At 72.1% G+C, this 16,388-nt stretch carries 6 protein-coding genes; 4 read left to right on the forward strand and 2 right to left on the reverse strand.

What is annotated here, in order from left to right:
* Nucleotides 1-3,049: SDR family oxidoreductase (locus ENSA5_RS31420; protein ID WP_146156318.1), on the forward strand; the 3,049-nt coding region annotated here is incomplete at its 5' end.
* A 13-nt stretch (nucleotides 3,050-3,062) separates the two neighbouring features.
* Nucleotides 3,063-11,786, forward strand: coding sequence for a beta-ketoacyl synthase N-terminal-like domain-containing protein (locus tag ENSA5_RS31425; protein ID WP_181198355.1), 8,724 nt, complete (start codon nucleotides 3,063-3,065; stop codon nucleotides 11,784-11,786).
* A gap of 10 nt (nucleotides 11,787-11,796) precedes the next feature.
* Here ENSA5_RS31425 and ENSA5_RS31440 read toward each other — a convergent pair whose 3' ends face one another.
* Entirely contained in the window at nucleotides 11,797-12,228 is a 432-nt protein-coding gene (locus ENSA5_RS31440) for a hypothetical protein (RefSeq protein WP_106395414.1), read from the reverse strand.
* A 676-nt stretch (nucleotides 12,229-12,904) separates the two neighbouring features.
* On the opposite strand from ENSA5_RS31440, the gene ENSA5_RS31445 reads away from it, so the two are divergent.
* Nucleotides 12,905-14,308 carry an NAD(P)/FAD-dependent oxidoreductase gene (locus ENSA5_RS31445; protein ID WP_106395415.1) on the forward strand — a complete coding sequence of 468 codons (1,404 nt, stop codon included), beginning with the start codon at nucleotides 12,905-12,907 and terminating at the stop codon, nucleotides 14,306-14,308.
* Nucleotides 14,309-14,328: 20 nt separating this feature from the next.
* Nucleotides 14,329-15,177 carry an SDR family oxidoreductase gene (locus ENSA5_RS31450; protein WP_181198356.1) on the forward strand — a complete coding sequence of 283 codons (849 nt, stop codon included), beginning with the start codon at nucleotides 14,329-14,331 and terminating at the stop codon, nucleotides 15,175-15,177.
* 18 nt (nucleotides 15,178-15,195) lie between these two features.
* Here ENSA5_RS31450 and ENSA5_RS31455 read toward each other — a convergent pair whose 3' ends face one another.
* Entirely contained in the window at nucleotides 15,196-16,383 is a 1,188-nt protein-coding gene (locus tag ENSA5_RS31455; protein WP_106395417.1) for a peptidylprolyl isomerase, read from the reverse strand.
* Nucleotides 16,384-16,388 lie beyond the last annotated feature (5 nt).

A 16,388-nucleotide genomic window follows, 5' to 3' on the forward strand; every position in this document is an offset into this window, starting at 1 on the left:
CGCGGTTCAAGAGCAGGTCCCGGGGCTGCCGCAGATCGACGCGGGCCACATGGGCACGCTGCGGACGCTGGGCGAGATCGTCGAGTACATGCGCGGCTTGATGGGCGGCGACGCAGGGGCGTCGTCGTCGGCGGCCGCGAGCGCGCCGGGGGTAGATCTCGAGGCGCTGATGCTGACGGTGGTCGCGGACAAGACCGGCTACCCGGAGCAGATGCTGGAGCTGTCGATGGACATGGAGGCGGAGCTCGGGATCGACTCGATCAAGCGGGTCGAGATCCTGGCCGCGGTTCAAGAGCAGGTCCCGGGGCTGCCGCAGATCGACGCGGGCCACATGGGCACGCTGCGGACGCTGGGCGAGATCGTCGAGTACATGCGCGGCTTGATGGGCGGCGACGCAGGGGCGTCGTCGGCGGCGGCCGCGAGCGCGCCGGGGGTGGATCTCGAGGCGCTGATGCTGACGGTGGTCGCGGACAAGACCGGCTACCCGGAGCAGATGCTGGAGCTGTCGATGGACATGGAGGCGGAGCTCGGGATCGACTCGATCAAGCGGGTCGAGATCCTGGCCGCGGTCCAAGAGCAGGTCCCGGGGCTGCCGCAGATCGACGCGGGCCACATGGGCACGCTGCGGACGCTGGGCGAGATCGTCGAGTACATGCGCGGCTTGATGGGCGGCGACGCGGCTGGGCCCGCGGCGTCGGAGGCGAGCGCAGGGCCAAGGCCGGCGAGCGTCGGGGCCACGCCCGCGCTCGGTCGCTACGCCCTCGAGCTCGTGTCCGCGCCGCCCGTCGGTCTGGCCCAGCCGGGTCTGCACGGGCCCGGCGGCGTGTTCGTGACCGGCGCCGGCAAAGCGCTGACCGACGCCCTGGTCAGCGAGCTCGAGGCCCGCGGGCTGCGGGCGCGCAGCGGCGACACGGTCCCGGCCGACGCCCCCGCGGTCGTGTTCCTCGGCGGCCTGCGCGAGGTCGCCGACGAGGCCGAGGCCATCGCGATCAACCGCGAGGCCTTCGCGCTCGCGCGGACCCTGGCGCCGCGCTTGACCAGTCAAGGCGGCCTGTTCGTCACGGTTCAGGACACGGGCGGCGGCTTCGGCCTCGAGCCCTGCGAGCCCGCGCGGGCCTACCTCGCGGGCCTGCCCGCGCTGATCAAGACCGCCAAGCAGGAGTGGCCGAGCGCGAGCCTGAGCGCGATCGACATCGATCGCGCCGGGCGCGACCCCGCCGAGATCGCTGCGGTGATCGTCGACGAATTGCTGCTCGGTGGCGGCGAGCTCGAGGTCGCGCTCGCGGCCACGGGGGAGCGCCGAACCCTGCGCTCGCTGGCGGCGCCGCTCGACGAGGCCAGTGAGGTCGAGGCGCCGCTCGCCGAGGGCGATGTGGTCGTGGTCTCGGGCGGCGCGCGGGGGGTCACCGCGGCCTGCACCATCGAGTGGGCCCGCCGGACCCGCGCACGCTTCGCGCTCCTCGGCCGCAGCCGGCTCGAGCCCGAGCCGCCGTGCTGCGCGGGCCTCGACGAGGACGCCAAGCTCAAGCGCGCGCTGCTCGACCAGGCCCAGCGCGAGGGCGAGGCGCTGACGCCCGCGTCGCTCGCCCGCCGGGTCAAGGCCGTGGTCGCCGGTCGCGAGATCCGAGCCACGCTCGCCGCGATCGAGGCCGCCGGCGGCGAGGCCCGCTACCTCAGCGTCGACGTCAACGAGCCCGCGGCGGTCGCCGCCGCGCTCGCCGAGGTCCGCAGCGACTGGGGGCCGATCCGCGGCCTCGTCCACGGCGCGGGGGTCCTCGCCGACAAGCTGATCGCCGAGCTCAGCGACGAGCAGTTCGACTGGGCCTTCAACACCAAGGTCGAGGGCCTGCGCGCGCTGCTGTCGGCGACCGCCGACGATCCCCTCCGCGTGCTGTGCATGTTCTCGTCGGTCTCGGCCCGCTGCGGCAACAACGGCCAGTCCGCCTACGCGATGGCCAACGAGGTGCTCAACAAGGTCGCCCAGGCCGAGGCCCGCCGCCGCCCCGACGCGCTGGTCAAGTCGCTCGGCTGGGGCCCGTGGCAAGGCGGCATGGTCAGCCCGCAGCTCGAGCAGCACTTCGCCGCGCTCGGCGTGCCGATGATCCCGCTCGAGGTCGGCGCCGACATGTTGGCGACGGAGCTGTCGGGCTTCGAGCCTGAGCGCGTCGAGCTCGTGCTCGGCGGTGAGCCGCGGCCCGAGGCGCTGCTCGTCAAGGGCAGCGAGGCCCGGGAGCTCGAGCTCGAGGTCCACCTCGATCGGCGGACCCACGCCTACCTCGCCGATCACAGCATCGCCGGGGTCGTCGTGGTCCCGGTCGTGCTCGCGATGGAGTGGTTCTCGCGCATGGCCCGGGCCTTCCGCCCCGACCTTCAGCTCCAGGCGATCACCGACGTCCGCGTGCTCCGGGGCATCAAGCTCCACGGCTTCGAGGGCGCGGGGGACCGCCTGACCCTGCGCTGCCGCCAGCTCAGCAACGGTCGGGGCGTGGTCCTCGAGCTCGAGCTGCTCGGAGAGGGCGGGGCGCTGCACTACCGGGCCAAGGCCAAGATGGACGCGCGCGGCTCGGCGCCGAGCATCGAGAGCGGCGAGACCCCAAAGCTCGCGCTCGGGGCCTGGGGCGACGCGTCGATCTACGGCGACGTGCTCTTTCATGGCCGCGACTTCCAGGTCATCGAGACCCTCGACGGCGTCGGCGCCGACGGGATCAGCGGGACCCTCAAGGGCGTGCGCCGGGCCGGCTGGACCTCGGAGCCGTGGCAGGTCGACGTCGCGGCCCTCGACGGGGGGCTGCAGCTCGCCGTGCTGTGGGCCCGCGAGCGCCTCGGCGGCGCGACCTTGCCGATGGGCATCGGCGAGCTCCACATTGGCTCGGCGCCGGTCACCGAGGGGCCCGTGAAGGTGGTCGCGAGCTGCCGTGAGACCAGCGCGGGCGCGACGGTCGACGTGATGCTCCTCGATCAAGCCGGGGCGCGGCTGTCCGAGCTGCGCGGGGCCGAGCTGGTCCTGCGGCCGGATCAGCCTCGGGTCACGCCGCGGGCCCGGGCCTGAGCGCGAAAGGGGCATGATGTCCTTCGAGCCGATCGCCATCGTCGGGCGCGCGTGTGTGCTGCCCGGCGCGCTGAGCCCCGAGCAGCTGTGGACCCTCGTCATCGAGGGCCGAGACATGGTCAGCGCGGCCGACGAGGGCCGCTGGCGCTTGCCGAGCGCCGACGTGCGCGGCGACGGGGCCGATCAGACCTGGAGCGATCGCGGCGGCTACGTGCGCGGGTTCGAGGGCGTGTGGGATCCCGAGGGCTTCGCCGTGCCCGCGGCCTCGCTCGCCGGGCTCGACCCCTTGTTTCACTGGGTCCTGCACTGCGCCCGCGCGGCGCTGGACGACGCCGGCGACCGCCGCCGCGGGGCCGTGGCGCGCGAGCGGGTCGGGGCGGTGTTCGGCAACCTCGGGTTTCCGATCGCGCAGATGAGCCGCCTCGCCGAGTCGCGGTGGTTCGGCGTCGACGGTCAGCCGGGCGCGGCGGTCGATCCTCGCAATCGCTTCATGGGCAGCGGCCCGGCGGCGCTGCTCGAGCGCGCGCTCGGTCTCGCGCCCGGGGTGTTTTGCCTCGACACCGCCTGCGCGAGCTCGCTGGTCGCGATCAAGCTGGCCTGCGATCAGCTCCACGACGGCCGCGTCGATCTGGCCCTGGCCGGGGCCGTCAACCGGGCCGACGATCTGTTCTTGCACGTCGGCTTTTGTGCGCTCTCGGCCCTCAGCCGCAGCGGTCGCAGCCGACCCTTCCACGCCGACGCCGACGGCCTCCTGCCGGCCGAGGGCGCGGGCTTCGTCGCCCTCGAGCGCCTCGCCGACGCGCGCCGAAACGGTCGCCACATCTACGGCGTGATCCGGGGCGTGGGGCTGTCGAACGACGGTCGCGGCCGGGGGTTCTTGGCGCCCGCGCAAGAGGGGCAGGTCCGGGCGCTGCGTCAGGCCTACGCGCTCGCCGGGGTCCGCCCGAGCGAGGTCTCGCTGCTCGAGTGCCACGCGACCGGGACGGTCGTCGGCGACGCGACCGAGCTGCGCAGCAGCGCCGAGGTGTTCAAAGACACGCAGGTCCCGATCGGATCGCTCAAGTCGAACCTCGGTCACGCGATCACGGCGGCCGGCGTCGCCGGGTTGATCAAGGTGCTCGAGGCCATGCGCCACGGCCAGCGTCCGCCGACGCTGCACACCGACGCGCCCAACCCCGAGCTCTCGCAGACGCCCTTTCGCGTCCTGACCCGGGCCGAGCCGTGGACCCGAGCGGACCCCGAGCGGCCGCGGATCGCGGGCGTGTCTGCGTTCGGCTTCGGTGGCAACAACGCCCACCTGATCGTCAGCGAGGACGACCCGAGCCTGGCCGCCACGCCGTCGGATCCGGTCGCGCCGCCCGAGCCGCTCGCGGTCGTCGGGCTCGGCGCGATCGTGGGGTCGGCCCACGGGGTCGAGGCCTTCACCGACGCGCTGCTCGGCGAGCGCGAGCCCGACCCGCGGACCGGAGAGTTCGAGCTCGACCTCGCCGGCCTCCGCTTCCCACCCAACGATCTGCGCCGGACCCTCGCGCAGCAGCTGCTGGTGCTCGCGGCCGCGCGCGAGGCCAGCGGCGCGGTCGCCGACGGGCTCGCGCGCGAGCGCAGCGGCGTGTTCATGGGTCTCGAGCCCGACGCCGAGATCTGCCGCCACGGCGCGCGCTGGCGCCTGGCCGAGCAGCTGCGCCAAGCTGGGGTCGAGCCGCGCTCGCACACGGCGTGGCTCGAGCGGGCCCGTGAGGCGCTCGTCGGCCCGCTGAGCGCCGCGGGGGTCGTCGGGACCATGCCCAACATCCCCGCCAACCGGATCAACGCCCAGCTCGATCTCGGCGGCCACAGCTGCACGGTCTTCGATGGCGAGTCCTCGGGTCGGCGGGCGCTCGAGCTCGCGAGTCGGGCGCTGCGCCACGGTGAGCTCGACAGCGCGTTGGTCTGCGCCGTCGACCTCAGCTGCGAGGAGGTCCACGCGAGCGCGCTCGCGGCCGTCGAGGCGGGCAAGGAGCAAGCCGAGCCCGGCGACGCGGCCGTGGTCTTGGTCCTGCGCCGTCTGAGCGAGGCCCGGCGCGCGGGCGAGCGCGTGCTCGCCGTGCTCGACGCCGACCTGTCAGACAGCGGCTCCGCGGGCGAGCGCCTCGAGCCCGAGGCCTACCGCTTGCGCGAGCGCTTCGGTCGGAGCTGGGCGGGCGGAGATCTGCGCGATCTGTGCGCTGCGGTCCTCGCTGGCCGTCGCGCCTCGCTGCCCGACGCTCGTCCGTGGTCCGGACCACGGCGCATGCGAGTCCCCGGTCCGTCCGGTGGCGCCGACCTCATCTTGCATCCGCGCCTGGCCGCCCCCGAGCTGCTGGTGTTCGCGGCCGCGAGCGAGGCCGAGCTCGCTCGCGCGCTCGCCGACGCACGACCCGGGGGCGAAGGCCCGTGCCGCGCGGTGATCGTCGCCCACGGCCCCCACGAGCGCGCGGCGAGGATCGAGCGGGCCCGCCGTCAGCTCGAGGACGGGCGCCCGAGCGGGCCCGGCGTGTTCGTGCGCCGCGAGCCGATCGATGGCCAGCTCGCGCTGGTCTTCAACGGCGCGGGCGCGGCCTACTCGGGCATGGCCCGGCCGCTGCTCGACGCGATCCCCAAGCTCGGCCGCGAGCTCGCGGCGCGCAGCCCCGAGCTGGCCGCGGCCTTCGACGCGCCGTGGCCAGACGCCGCCGACATCTCGCCGCTGCAGCAGCTGTGGGCCAGCTCCTTCGTGTCGCAGCTCCACGCGCGGGTCAGCCTGGACCTGCTCGGCCTCCGGCCTGACGCGCTGATCGGCTACTCGTCTGGCGAGAGCAACTCGCTGTTCGCGAGCGGGATCTGGACCGACCACGACGCGATGGTCGCCGCGTGCCGCGAGTCCGGCGTGTTCACGGGGGAGATCGGCGGCGAGCTCCGGGCGGTCGGGCGCGCCTGGGCCTGCGACGATCCTCGCTGGGAGACCTGGACGGTGCTCGCGCCGATCCCCGAGATCGAGGCCGCCGTGGCGGTCGAGCCCCGGGTCCACCTCTCGGTCATTCACCACGACAACGAGGGCATCGTCGCCGGCGATCCCGAGGGCTGCGCGCGGGTCCGGGCGGCGCTCGGCGAGGCTCGCTGTCTGCGGCTGGGCTACGACCTCGCCGTCCACGTGCCCGAGCTCGCCGAGATCCGCGACGCGTGGCTCGAGCTGCATCGGCGACCCGTCCGCCCCCGCGCGGATCTGCGGGTCTACTCGGGCGCGCACGCGGGCGCCTACGAGCCGAGCAGCGAGGCCTGCGCCGCGGCGATCCTCGGCCAGGCCGATCGGCGCCTCGACTTCCGCGCGGTGATCGAGCAGGCCTACGCCGACGGCGTGCGCGTGTTCGTCGAGCAGGGCCCGCAGGGGGCTTGCAGCCGATGGATCCGCGAGATCCTCGGTCCCCGCGACGCCGTGGTCGTGGCCCTCGATCGCAAGGGCGGCGGGATCGAGGTCGTGGTCGAGGCCGCCGCCGCGCTGATCGCCGCGGGCGTGCCGTGCTCAGCGGATGCGCTCGTGACGAGCCGTGCCCCGTCGCGCGCGGCCTCGGGTCACGTGCTGCGCTTCGACGCTCACCCGCCCTCGGTGCGCCTGGAGCTCCCGGCGAGCCCCGCCAGCCCCGAACAGTCTGACCCCAAGCACGGATCCAACCCCACCATGACGACCGCCGCGCAGTCGCTTCAGATCATGCCTCCCGCTCCGACGCTGCCGGCCACCCACGCCGCCGCGCCAGCCTTGACGGGCGCGCCGGTCTCGACGCCGCCCGCTCACCCGCCGACGCCAGCACCGACGTCGACGCCGAGCCCGACGCCGAGCCCGACCCCGGCGGCCGCGAGCCCCGTCGCGCCGCCGCGCTCGAACTCAGCCGCGGCGGTCGTCCAGGCCCAGCTCGCCGAGCTCGGGCACCAGCAGCGGATCTTCGTCGAGCAGCAGGCGGCGCTGCATCAGCAGTTCCTGGCCGTTCACGAGCGCAGCATGGGTCTGCTGGCCGCGGCCGCCCGGGGCCGCGGACCGGTCGCCGCGCCGAGCCCGGTCGCCGCGCCGAGCCCGGTCGCCGCGCCGAGCCCGGTCGCCGCCCCGAGCTCGGTCGCCGCGCCGATCCCGGTCGCCGCGCCGACTCCCGTCGCCGCGCCGACTCCCGCCGCCGCGCCGACTCCCGTCGCCGCGCCGACTCCCGCCGCCGCGCCGCGACCCGCCCAAGTCGCGCGCCCCAAACCAACTCAGCCCCGCCCCAAACCCAAGTCTCCCGAGCTCGCGCCGCCGACCCAAACGGGCCCGCGCCCGCCGATCGGGCCGACCTTCGATCGGGCCGCGCTCGAGATCCACGCGAGCGGACGGATCTCGGACATCTTCGGCCCGGCCTTCGCCGGTCAAGATCGCTACGGGCAGCAGGTCCGCATGCCCGAGCCGCCGCTGCTGCTCGCCGATCGCGTGACCGGCCTCGACGCCGAGCCGATGTCGATGAAGCTCGGCACGATCTGGACCGAGACCGACGTCCGCGCCGACGCCTGGTACCTCCACGACGGTTACATGCCCGGCGGCATCATGATCGAGTCGGGCCAGGCCGATCTGCTGCTGATCAGCTACCTCGGGGTCGACGCCGAGAACCAGGGCGAGCGCGTCTATCGCCTGCTCGGGTGCACGCTGACCTACCACGGCGGCCTCCCGCGGGTGGGCGAGACCCTGGCCTTCGACATCCACCTCGACGGGCACGCCAAGCAGGGCGGCACCCGGCTGATGTTCTTTCACTACGACTGCCACATCGACGGCCAGCCGCGCCTGTCGGTCCGCAAGGGCCAGGCCGGCTTCTTCACCACGGCCGAGCTCGCCGCGTCCGAGGGCTGCCTGTGGCGGCCCGAGGATCAGGACATCGTGCCCGAGCCGCGCCTCGATCCGCCGGCTTTGACCTGCACCCACAGCTCGCTGAGCCCCGCCCAGCTCCAGGCCTTCAGCGAGGGGCGACCGTGGGATTGCTTCGGCGCGGGCGGCGACGCGCGCGACGGCTGGGACTTCGCCAAGACCCACACCCGGACGCCGCGGATCCAGGGCCAGCGGATGCTGTTCTTCGATCGCGTCGATCGTCTCGAGCCGCGGGGCGGCCCGTGGGCTCGGGGCTACCTGAGCGCGAGCACGACGATCACCCCCGACCACTGGTTCTTCGACGGCCACTTCTTCAACGACCCCTGCATGCCGGGGACCTTGATGTTCGAGGGCTGCCTCCAGACCATGGCGGTGTTCCTGGCCAGCTTGGGCTACACGATCCGCCGCGACGGCTGGCGCTTCGAGCCGGTCCAGGACGAGCCCTTCGCGCTCAGCTGCCGCGGGCAGGTGACGCCCGAGGCCAGGCACCTGCGCTACGAGGTCTTCGTCGAGGAGGTCATCGCGGGCCCCGTGCCGACGATCTACGCCGATCTGCTGTGCACCGTCGACGGGCTCAAGGCCTTCCATGCCCGGCGCGTCGGCCTGAGCCTGGTGCCGGCCTGGCCCCTCGACGAGGGCCACCCGCTGGTCACCGACGGGCCCGCGGACCCCACGCAGGTCGCGACGGCTGGCGAGTTCGCGTTCGACTATCCCTCGATGCTGGCCTGCGCCCAGGGCCGGCCGACCGCCGCGTTCGGGCCGATCTACGCCCGCTTCGACAGCCCCGAGACCGTCGCGCGTCTGCCCAACCCGCCCTACCACTTCATCAGCCGCGCCGTCGCGATCGACGGTCAGATCGGCGAGCTGCGCCCGGGCATGAGCGTGGAGGTCGAGTGGGACGTCGGCGGCGGCGGAGCCTTTGGCCCGTGGTACCTGGCCGAGAACGGCTGCCGCACGGTGCCCTTCGCGGTCCTGCTCGAGGCCGCGCTGCAGCCTTGCGGGTGGCTGGCCAGCTACATGGGCTGCGCGCTGTCGTCGAGCGAGTCGCTGATGTTCCGCAACCTCGACGGCACGGGCACGCTCCACGCCGAGCTGCTCGACGGCGCGGGCACGCTCCGGACCCGGGTCAAGAACACGAGCTTGTCGAAGACCGCGTCGATGATCATCGTCGGCTTCGAGGTCGAGTGCCGCGACGGCGAGGTCCTGGTCTACTCGATGACCACGGTGTTCGGCTTCTTCCCGGCCGCGGCCTTCGAGGATCAGGCCGGGCTGCCGACGAGCGCCGCGCAGCGTCGCGCGCTCGAGGCCCCGAGCGAGCGCAGCTGGGCGCTCGACGGGACCCGCGCGACGCCGGGCCGGGCGCGGATGGCCCGGCCGATGCTGCTGATGCTCGATCGGGTGACCCGCTTCGATCCCGAGGGCGGCGCGGCCGGGCTCGGCGCGGCGCGGGCCGAGAAGGACGTCGACCCCGACGAGTGGTTCTTCAAGGCCCACTTCTTCCAGGATCCCGTCCAGCCCGGCTCGCTCGGCATCGAGGCCATGATCCAGCTGCTGCAGTGGACCATGCTCGAGCTCGGGATGGACGCCGACATGGCGGCGCCGCGCTTCGAGCCGATCGCAAGCGGTGAGGCGCTGACCTGGAAGTACCGGGGGCAGGTGGTCCCGAGTAACCGGGTGATCTCGACGACCCTCGAGATCACCTCGCGCGGTCGCGACGAGCGCGGCGCCCTCGCGATCGCGACGGCCTCGCTGTGGGTCGACGGCAAGCGGATCTACGAGGCATCAAATATCGGCATGCGCATCGTCGATGACGCAGAGGTCGGCGACGGGCGCACGATCACGCTGGATCCCGAGCGCGACAGCTGGCTGCGCGACCACTGCCCGACCTGGACCGTGCCCGCGCTGCCGATGATGTCGATGGTCGATCTGCTCGCCCAGGCGACCCGGGCCGATGAGCGCCTCGTCGGCCTGCGCGACGTCCGGGTCAAGGGCTGGCTGGTCCTCGACGAGGCCCGGCGGCTGCGGATCGAGCGAGATCGCGAGCGCGTCGAGCTGCGGGTGATCGAGCCTGACGGGTCCGAGCGCGAGGTTGCGAGCGGGCGCCTGGTCCTCGCGCGGCGCTACGGTGAGCGGCCGCGGCCGCTCGCGCCGCTCAGGGGCGAGCCGATCGCGCTGCCCTACGAGCACGGCGAGCTGTTTCATGGGCCGGCGTTTCAGCTGCTCGAGCAGCTCGTGCGCACGGACGCGGGCGCGTCGTCGATCGTCCGCGTCGACAGCGAGGTCCCGATCGGTCGCCTCGCGCCCGCGCTGCTCGACGTCGCGACCCACGGCATCCCCCACGATCGCCTCGACGCGTGGACCTGGCCCGCCGGCCAGCAGCCCTCGTCGGGCAAGGTCGCGTATCCGGCCTGGATCCCCGAGCTCGAGCTGTTCGGCCCGACGCCGAGCTCCGGCACCCTGCGCTGCGAGGTCCGGCCCTTCGGCGTCGTCGGCAGCCCCGACTTCCCGGCCTTCGAGATCCACCTGATCGGTGACGAGGGGGTCTGGTGTCGCATGCGCCTGGTCGAGGCCTGCTTCCCCAAGGGCCGGCTCGGCAGCGCCGCGCCCCGCGAGCGCCGGGCCTTTCTCCGCGATCACCGGGCCGTCTCGGGGCTGTCGCTCGCGCGCACGGGGCCGACCCAGACCTCGCTGAGCCTCGCCGAGCTCGACGCCAGCGACTGGCTCCCGGGCACCGTCGCCGGCATCTACGGCAGCCGAGATCCCGACGCGGTCGCGCGCAAGGAGCACATCGCGGCGGCCCACGAGCTCCACCCGCGCCACCTCCCCGACGCGCTGCCGCTGACCCGCTTCGAGCTCAGCACCCAGCGCGAGGACGCCGAGCTCGTCGTCCGCGGCCCGGCCTTCGGCGAGCTCGACATCTCTCCGGTGCGCGAGTTTTGGACGCGGTGGTTCGCGCGCGGACCGTGGCCCGTCGAGGATCTCTACTACGGCATGATCGAGCGCTTCGTGCGTCGGGTCGTCATCGAGGATCCGCCGGCTTTCGCGGCGATCGAGGGCCGCAGCACGGTGTTTTTGGCCAACCATCAGGTCGGCGCCGAGTCGCTGCTGTTCTCGGTCATCGCCTCGGCGCTGATCAAGGTGCCGACGGTGACCCTGGCCAAGATCGAGCACCGCCACACCTGGCTGGGCCGCCTGATCGCCCACTGCTTTTCCTACCCCGAGGTCCGCGATCCCAAGCTGATCACCTTCTTCGATCGCGCCGACAAGGCCAGCCTCGGCAAGATCATCGTCGAGCTGGGCGCCGAGATGCGCGGCGCGGGGCGCTCGGTCATGGTCCACGTCGAGGGCACACGCTCGCTGAGCTGCACGACCCCCGTGCTGAAGATGAGCGGCAAGTTCCTCGACATGGCGATCGCGGCTGGCGCCCCGGTCGTGCCCGTGCGCTTCGTCGGCGGCCTCCCGGTCGAGCCGCTCGACCAACGCATCGAGTTTCCGGTCGCCATGGGTCGCCAGGACATCTGGTTTGGGCGCCCGTTGTTGCCGGAGGAGCTCGCGCCGATACCCTACGGCGAGCGCCGCAACCTCGTGATCTCTGCGATCAACGGGCTGGGCCCGGCGGCCGCCGACGAGCGCCCGCTGCCTGGGGATCCCCGCTTCGAGGCCGAGGTCGAGCGCTGGCAGGCCGAGCGTGGCATCGATCGGCCCCACGCGACCCTCTATCGGGTGCTCGCCGAGCTCGACGCCCCCGGCGCCGGGGTCTCGCGACTGCTCGCCGCGGCTCAGGCCGCCGAGCTCGACGCCGACGACTCAGCCGAGGGCCGCTGGCTCGCCGAGCTCGCCCGGCGCCTGCTCGGCTCGTAATTGGCGAATTTCAGCCTTCGAGCTTCTCGACGACGATATCGACGAGTTGCTCGGCCGAGAGCTCCCGGTAGCGGTAGTTACCCTCGAACCACTCGACGATTGGATCGACCTCGCCGTCCTTCGCCTTTCGTGTGAGCCCACGATTGGCGTTTGTGACCTCGCGGAGGCGCGCGCGGACGATGTCGGCGCCTTCCTGATCGCGGTGGTAGTATTTCTTGATCCACCGAAACAGGAAGTAGACCAGGGTCGGATCCGCGGCCTCGAGCTTGCGATCCGACTCGGCCGGATCTGCGAGACCCTGCACGATGCCGCGAAGGAGGACCAGCGTCTCGCGCTTCTCGCGAGCGAACTCGTCGGTGTCCGGATACACGTCTTCCGGGTCAGCCGGGGGTTCGGGCGCGGGCGCGGGCGCGGGGTCTTGCTCGGACTCGGTGGGATCCACGGCAGGGATGATGAGCGCTGGGTGAGGGGAGTGCAAGCAGCGCCGGGGGCGGTATCTCGGCGCTGCTGAGCGGCGCTGGGGAGGGGCGGCGCCTTCGTCCGCTCGGGAGCGGGGCAGGCGAGGGGCCGGGACGCAGGGATCGTCAGCGGTGCTTGCGCGGCTGCGGCGCTCGTGGTTGCTTGTCAGTCTGGCGACGGCGCAGTTGGAGCCGAGGCTTCACCCTGGGTGTTTGAACCCAACATTCGAATTGCGAGGTGACGAGAATCGAGGTGTGCATGTGTACACATTTAGTATCGTGAGTCACTCTGCATGTTCGAATCGTCACCATTGAGAATGGCGCCGTGAACTCGTGGCGTCTCTAGCAGCTAGACTGGCACAAAGATCATTCGCGTTCTGGCGGCGGAGACGCTGTAGGAGATCGTGGGATACTTGATCACGCCTCCAACCCTCGGTTTGGGACCCAGCCAACCGCCCAGGCGCAGCGAGCGTGAGCGTCGCCTGCAGCTCGGGGTGTGAGATATTCTTTCTGATCAAAACTCCCAATACGATCTCTGGATACAGCTGTCGCACCCGTAGTACAGTGTGGTTAAAATGGGGCATGCAGGAGTACACACTGTGACTTTTTTGAACTCTGCGGTACGATGACGGCCACTACCAATCTGTCACTGGAGTCATCATGAGCCACGCCATCGTCATGGGAGGATCGATCGCCGGGTTGTGTGCCGCGGCGGCCCTTGCCAAGAATTTCGACCGAGTCACAGTGCTCGAGCGAGACCCCGAGCCAGGGTTCGAGCCGGGCAAGCGCCGCGGTGTCCCGCAGGGCGGGCACGCCCACGTCTTGCTCCGACGGGGGCAGGAGATCATGGATGGGCTGTTTCCTGGCGCGTTTGATGCGCTCGCTCGCGGCGGGTCGTTTCGCAAGGACCTCGGGACGGCCTTCCGCTGGTTCCAGTTTGGCGAGTGGAAGATGCGCTCGGAGCTGGGGGTCGATGCCTGGTACCAGAGTCGGCCCTTCCTCGAGCACCACCTGCGTCAGAGCTTGATGCGAAACCCCAAGGTCGAGCTGCGCTTCGAGGCGGGGATTGAGCAACCTCTACATGCGCGCGGCAAAGTCTACGGCGTCCGGATGCGTGATGGTTCGGAGCTCGCCGGCGACTTGGTCGTCGATGCGACCGGGCGCGGCTCCCGGTCGACGACCTGGTTGCGTGACTGGGGGTACGGGGCCGTTCCTGAGCAGCGCGTCAAGATCGGGATGGGCTATGTCTCCGGCGTGTTCGAGCCTGCGGCGGACTCCGAGCCCGTCAGGGGGGCGGTGGGGGTCTACCAGCACGCGCCAGTGTCCAAGCGGCTCGGTCTCGCGTTTCCCCTGGAGGGGGGCCGGGTGATGGTGACGCTCTGTGGATATCACGGAGATCATGCGCCCTCGGACATTGAAGGCTTTCGGGCGTGGGCCGGAACGTTGCTTCGCCCGGACATCAGCGATGTGTTGGCGGGGGCGACCTTGATTGGCAAGCTGCGCAAGTCAACCTTCCCCGAGCAGATCCGGCGCTGCTACGACCGGATGCTCAGGCTCCCCAACCGCTACCTCGTGCTCGGGGACGCGATGTGTTGCTTCGATCCAACCTTTGGCCAGGGCATGGTCGTCTCGGCGATCCAGGCGTCGGAGCTCGCCGCGTTCAAGGGATTTCGTGGCCGCCCCAACACCTCAACGCGGCGTCTGCAGCGACGCTTGTCTCGGACGACGGTGCTGCCGTTCACGATGACCGCGAACGAGGCCCACCGCTGGCCCGAGACAACGGGGTGGACGCCTGCATTGGGTGGGGTCCAGCGCGCCTACATCGGCAAGGTGTATGACGGCGCGAGTCACGACCCGGTGATCTACCGCGCGCTGGTGGAGACCATGCACTTCCTCGCGCCCCCGACCGCGCTGTTTCGGCCGCGGCTGGCGTGGCGGGTCCTGACGGCCCAAGCGCCGGAGGCCAAGCCGGAGGTGAGGCCGGAGGTGAGGTCTCCGGCCAAGCCGGCGGCCGCGGCCTTCGTCGGTGAGCTGTCCTCTGGCGTGCGCCAGGCGGGTCCCTGAGCCGCGGGCGCGTTTGGACCGTGGCCAGCACCTTCGCCAACAAGCGCGTGTTCATCACGGGCGGCTCGAGCGGCATCGGTCGGGCGCTCGCGTGGCAGCTCGCGGCCGAGGGCGCGCACGTGTGCATCGCCGCCCGCGGTCAGGCGGGGATCGACGAGACCATCGCCGAGCTCGAGGCTCGGGCCGCTTCGCCGACGCAGATCCTGTTCGGCGTCGCGGTCGACATCGGCGATCGTGAGGCCGTGGGCGCGGCTGTCGGCCGCGTGCTCGAACGCCTCGGCGGCCTCGATCTGTTGATCAACAACGCGGGCATCGCCCACCCCGCCGCGTTCCTCGACACCCCCGACGAGGTCTTTGACGCGATGATGCGGGTCAACTACTTCGGCACCGTCCACGTCACGCGCGCGCTCGTACCCGCGATGATCGAGGGCGGCGGCGGTCAAGTAGCGATCGTCTCTTCGCTGGCCGGTGTCGTCGGGATCTACGGCTACACCGCCTACGCCGCCAGCAAGTACGCGGTCCGGGGCTTCGCCGAGTGTCTGCGCCAAGAGCTCATGCAGCACGGTATCGGCGTGAGCGTGGTGTTTCCGCCCGACACCGACACGCCGCAGCTCGAGCGGGAGAGCCGGACCAAGCCGCCCGAGACGGCCGCGCTCGCGGGCACGGTCAAGCCCCTCAGCGCCGAATTCGTGGCCAAGACGATCCTCGCCGGACTGAGCCGGCGACGCTTCCACGTGATCCCGGGGCTGGCCTCGAAGCTGATCTACTTCGCGGCCGGGCGCTTTCCTGTGATCACCAGGCTGGTCCTCGATCGCGACCTTCGCCGCTTTCAACGGCGGGCGCGAGCGCTGGCCCGCGGCGACGAGTGACACGCTCGGGGGTCGAGATCACGGCTTCGCACGAAAGGCGCGGGCCTCGTCGAGCGCAGGGCTCACGACCGTGAACCGGCCATGCAGCTCGGCTTGGAGCGCCGCGAGAGCGGCCTTGTACTTTTGGCCCTGAAGCTCGCGGACCAGGTCGGCGCGCACGGCCTCGAAGGGCAGAGGCCCGGCGGGGTAGTGGCCGAAAGACTTGATCACGTAGTAGCCCTTGTCCGACTTGATCGGCTCGCTGAGCTGCCCCGGCTCGAGGGCGAAGGCCGCCTCGGCGTACTCCCCGACCATCTGTCGCCGAGGAAACAGGCCCATGTCGCCGCCTCGGAACGCCCCGGGACCCTCGGACCACTCGCGCGCGAGCTCGTTGAAGTCGACGCCCGGGGCCAGCGCCGCCTCGCGCAGGGCCGCGGCCCGAGCCTTGGCGGCTGCGTCCCACTTTGCGAGCTGCTCTGGCGTCGCGGACTCGCGCTGGTCGGGCATCAGCGGCTGGATCTTCTCGTCGCCGACCCGGGGGCCGTAGGTGATGAGGATGTGCGAGGCCCGGACCAGCTCCGCGGGCGCGACGAGCTTGTCGCGCGCGGCCTCGTAGGCGGCCCGGAGCTCGGCCTCGGTCGGCTCGAGGGTGAGGCCGCGGGCCTCGAACAGGGCCCGCTCGCGGACGTAGACGACGTTGGCCTGGTGGCGGATCTCGACGGTCTGACCGACGCGGGCCAGCCACGCGGGCCAGTCGCGGATGTGTCGGCGGCCGCTCTCTTCTTGGGCGGCGAGGGCCTCGGGGGTGGCATCGACGCCGCTGCGCTCGGCCTCGAGCTCGAGCAGCTTGGCCCAGACCAGCTCCTCGATGATCTTCTCGCGCTGCATCGCCTGGTAGGGCGCGGGGATCTCTCCGTCGGTCCGGCGGGCGAGGATCTGCGCCGCGCCGGGCTCGTAGCGGGCGTCGAACTCGCTGCGGGGGATCTCGTGGCCGTCGACGGTGGCCACGACCTCGGGCAGGGGCGCGAGCGTGGGCTTGGTCTTGGTGACCACGCCCGAGGCCTCGGGGCTGGCTTCGGGCGTGGCTTCGGCGTTGGCCTCGGGGGTGGCCTCGGGGGTGGCGTCTTGCGTCGCCGCGCTCTCGCTGCCCCCGCCCGAGCGACAGGCGAAGACGGCGAGGAGGCTGACGACGCACAGGCGCGTGGCTGTGCGGGGGAGGGTGACCACGGCGA

The sequence above is a fragment of the Enhygromyxa salina genome, assembly GCF_002994615.1.
In the GTDB taxonomy this organism is placed as follows: domain Bacteria; phylum Myxococcota_A; class Polyangia; order Nannocystales; family Nannocystaceae; genus Plesiocystis; species Plesiocystis salina_A.

Coding starts and splice junctions, on each gene's coding strand:
- ENSA5_RS31425 (WP_181198355.1), top strand. CDS start 3,063: ATGATGTCCTTCGAGCCGATCGCCATCGTCGGGCGCGCGTGTGTGCTG.
- ENSA5_RS31445 (WP_106395415.1), top strand. CDS start 12,905: ATGAGCCACGCCATCGTCATGGGAGGATCGATCGCCGGGTTGTGTGCC.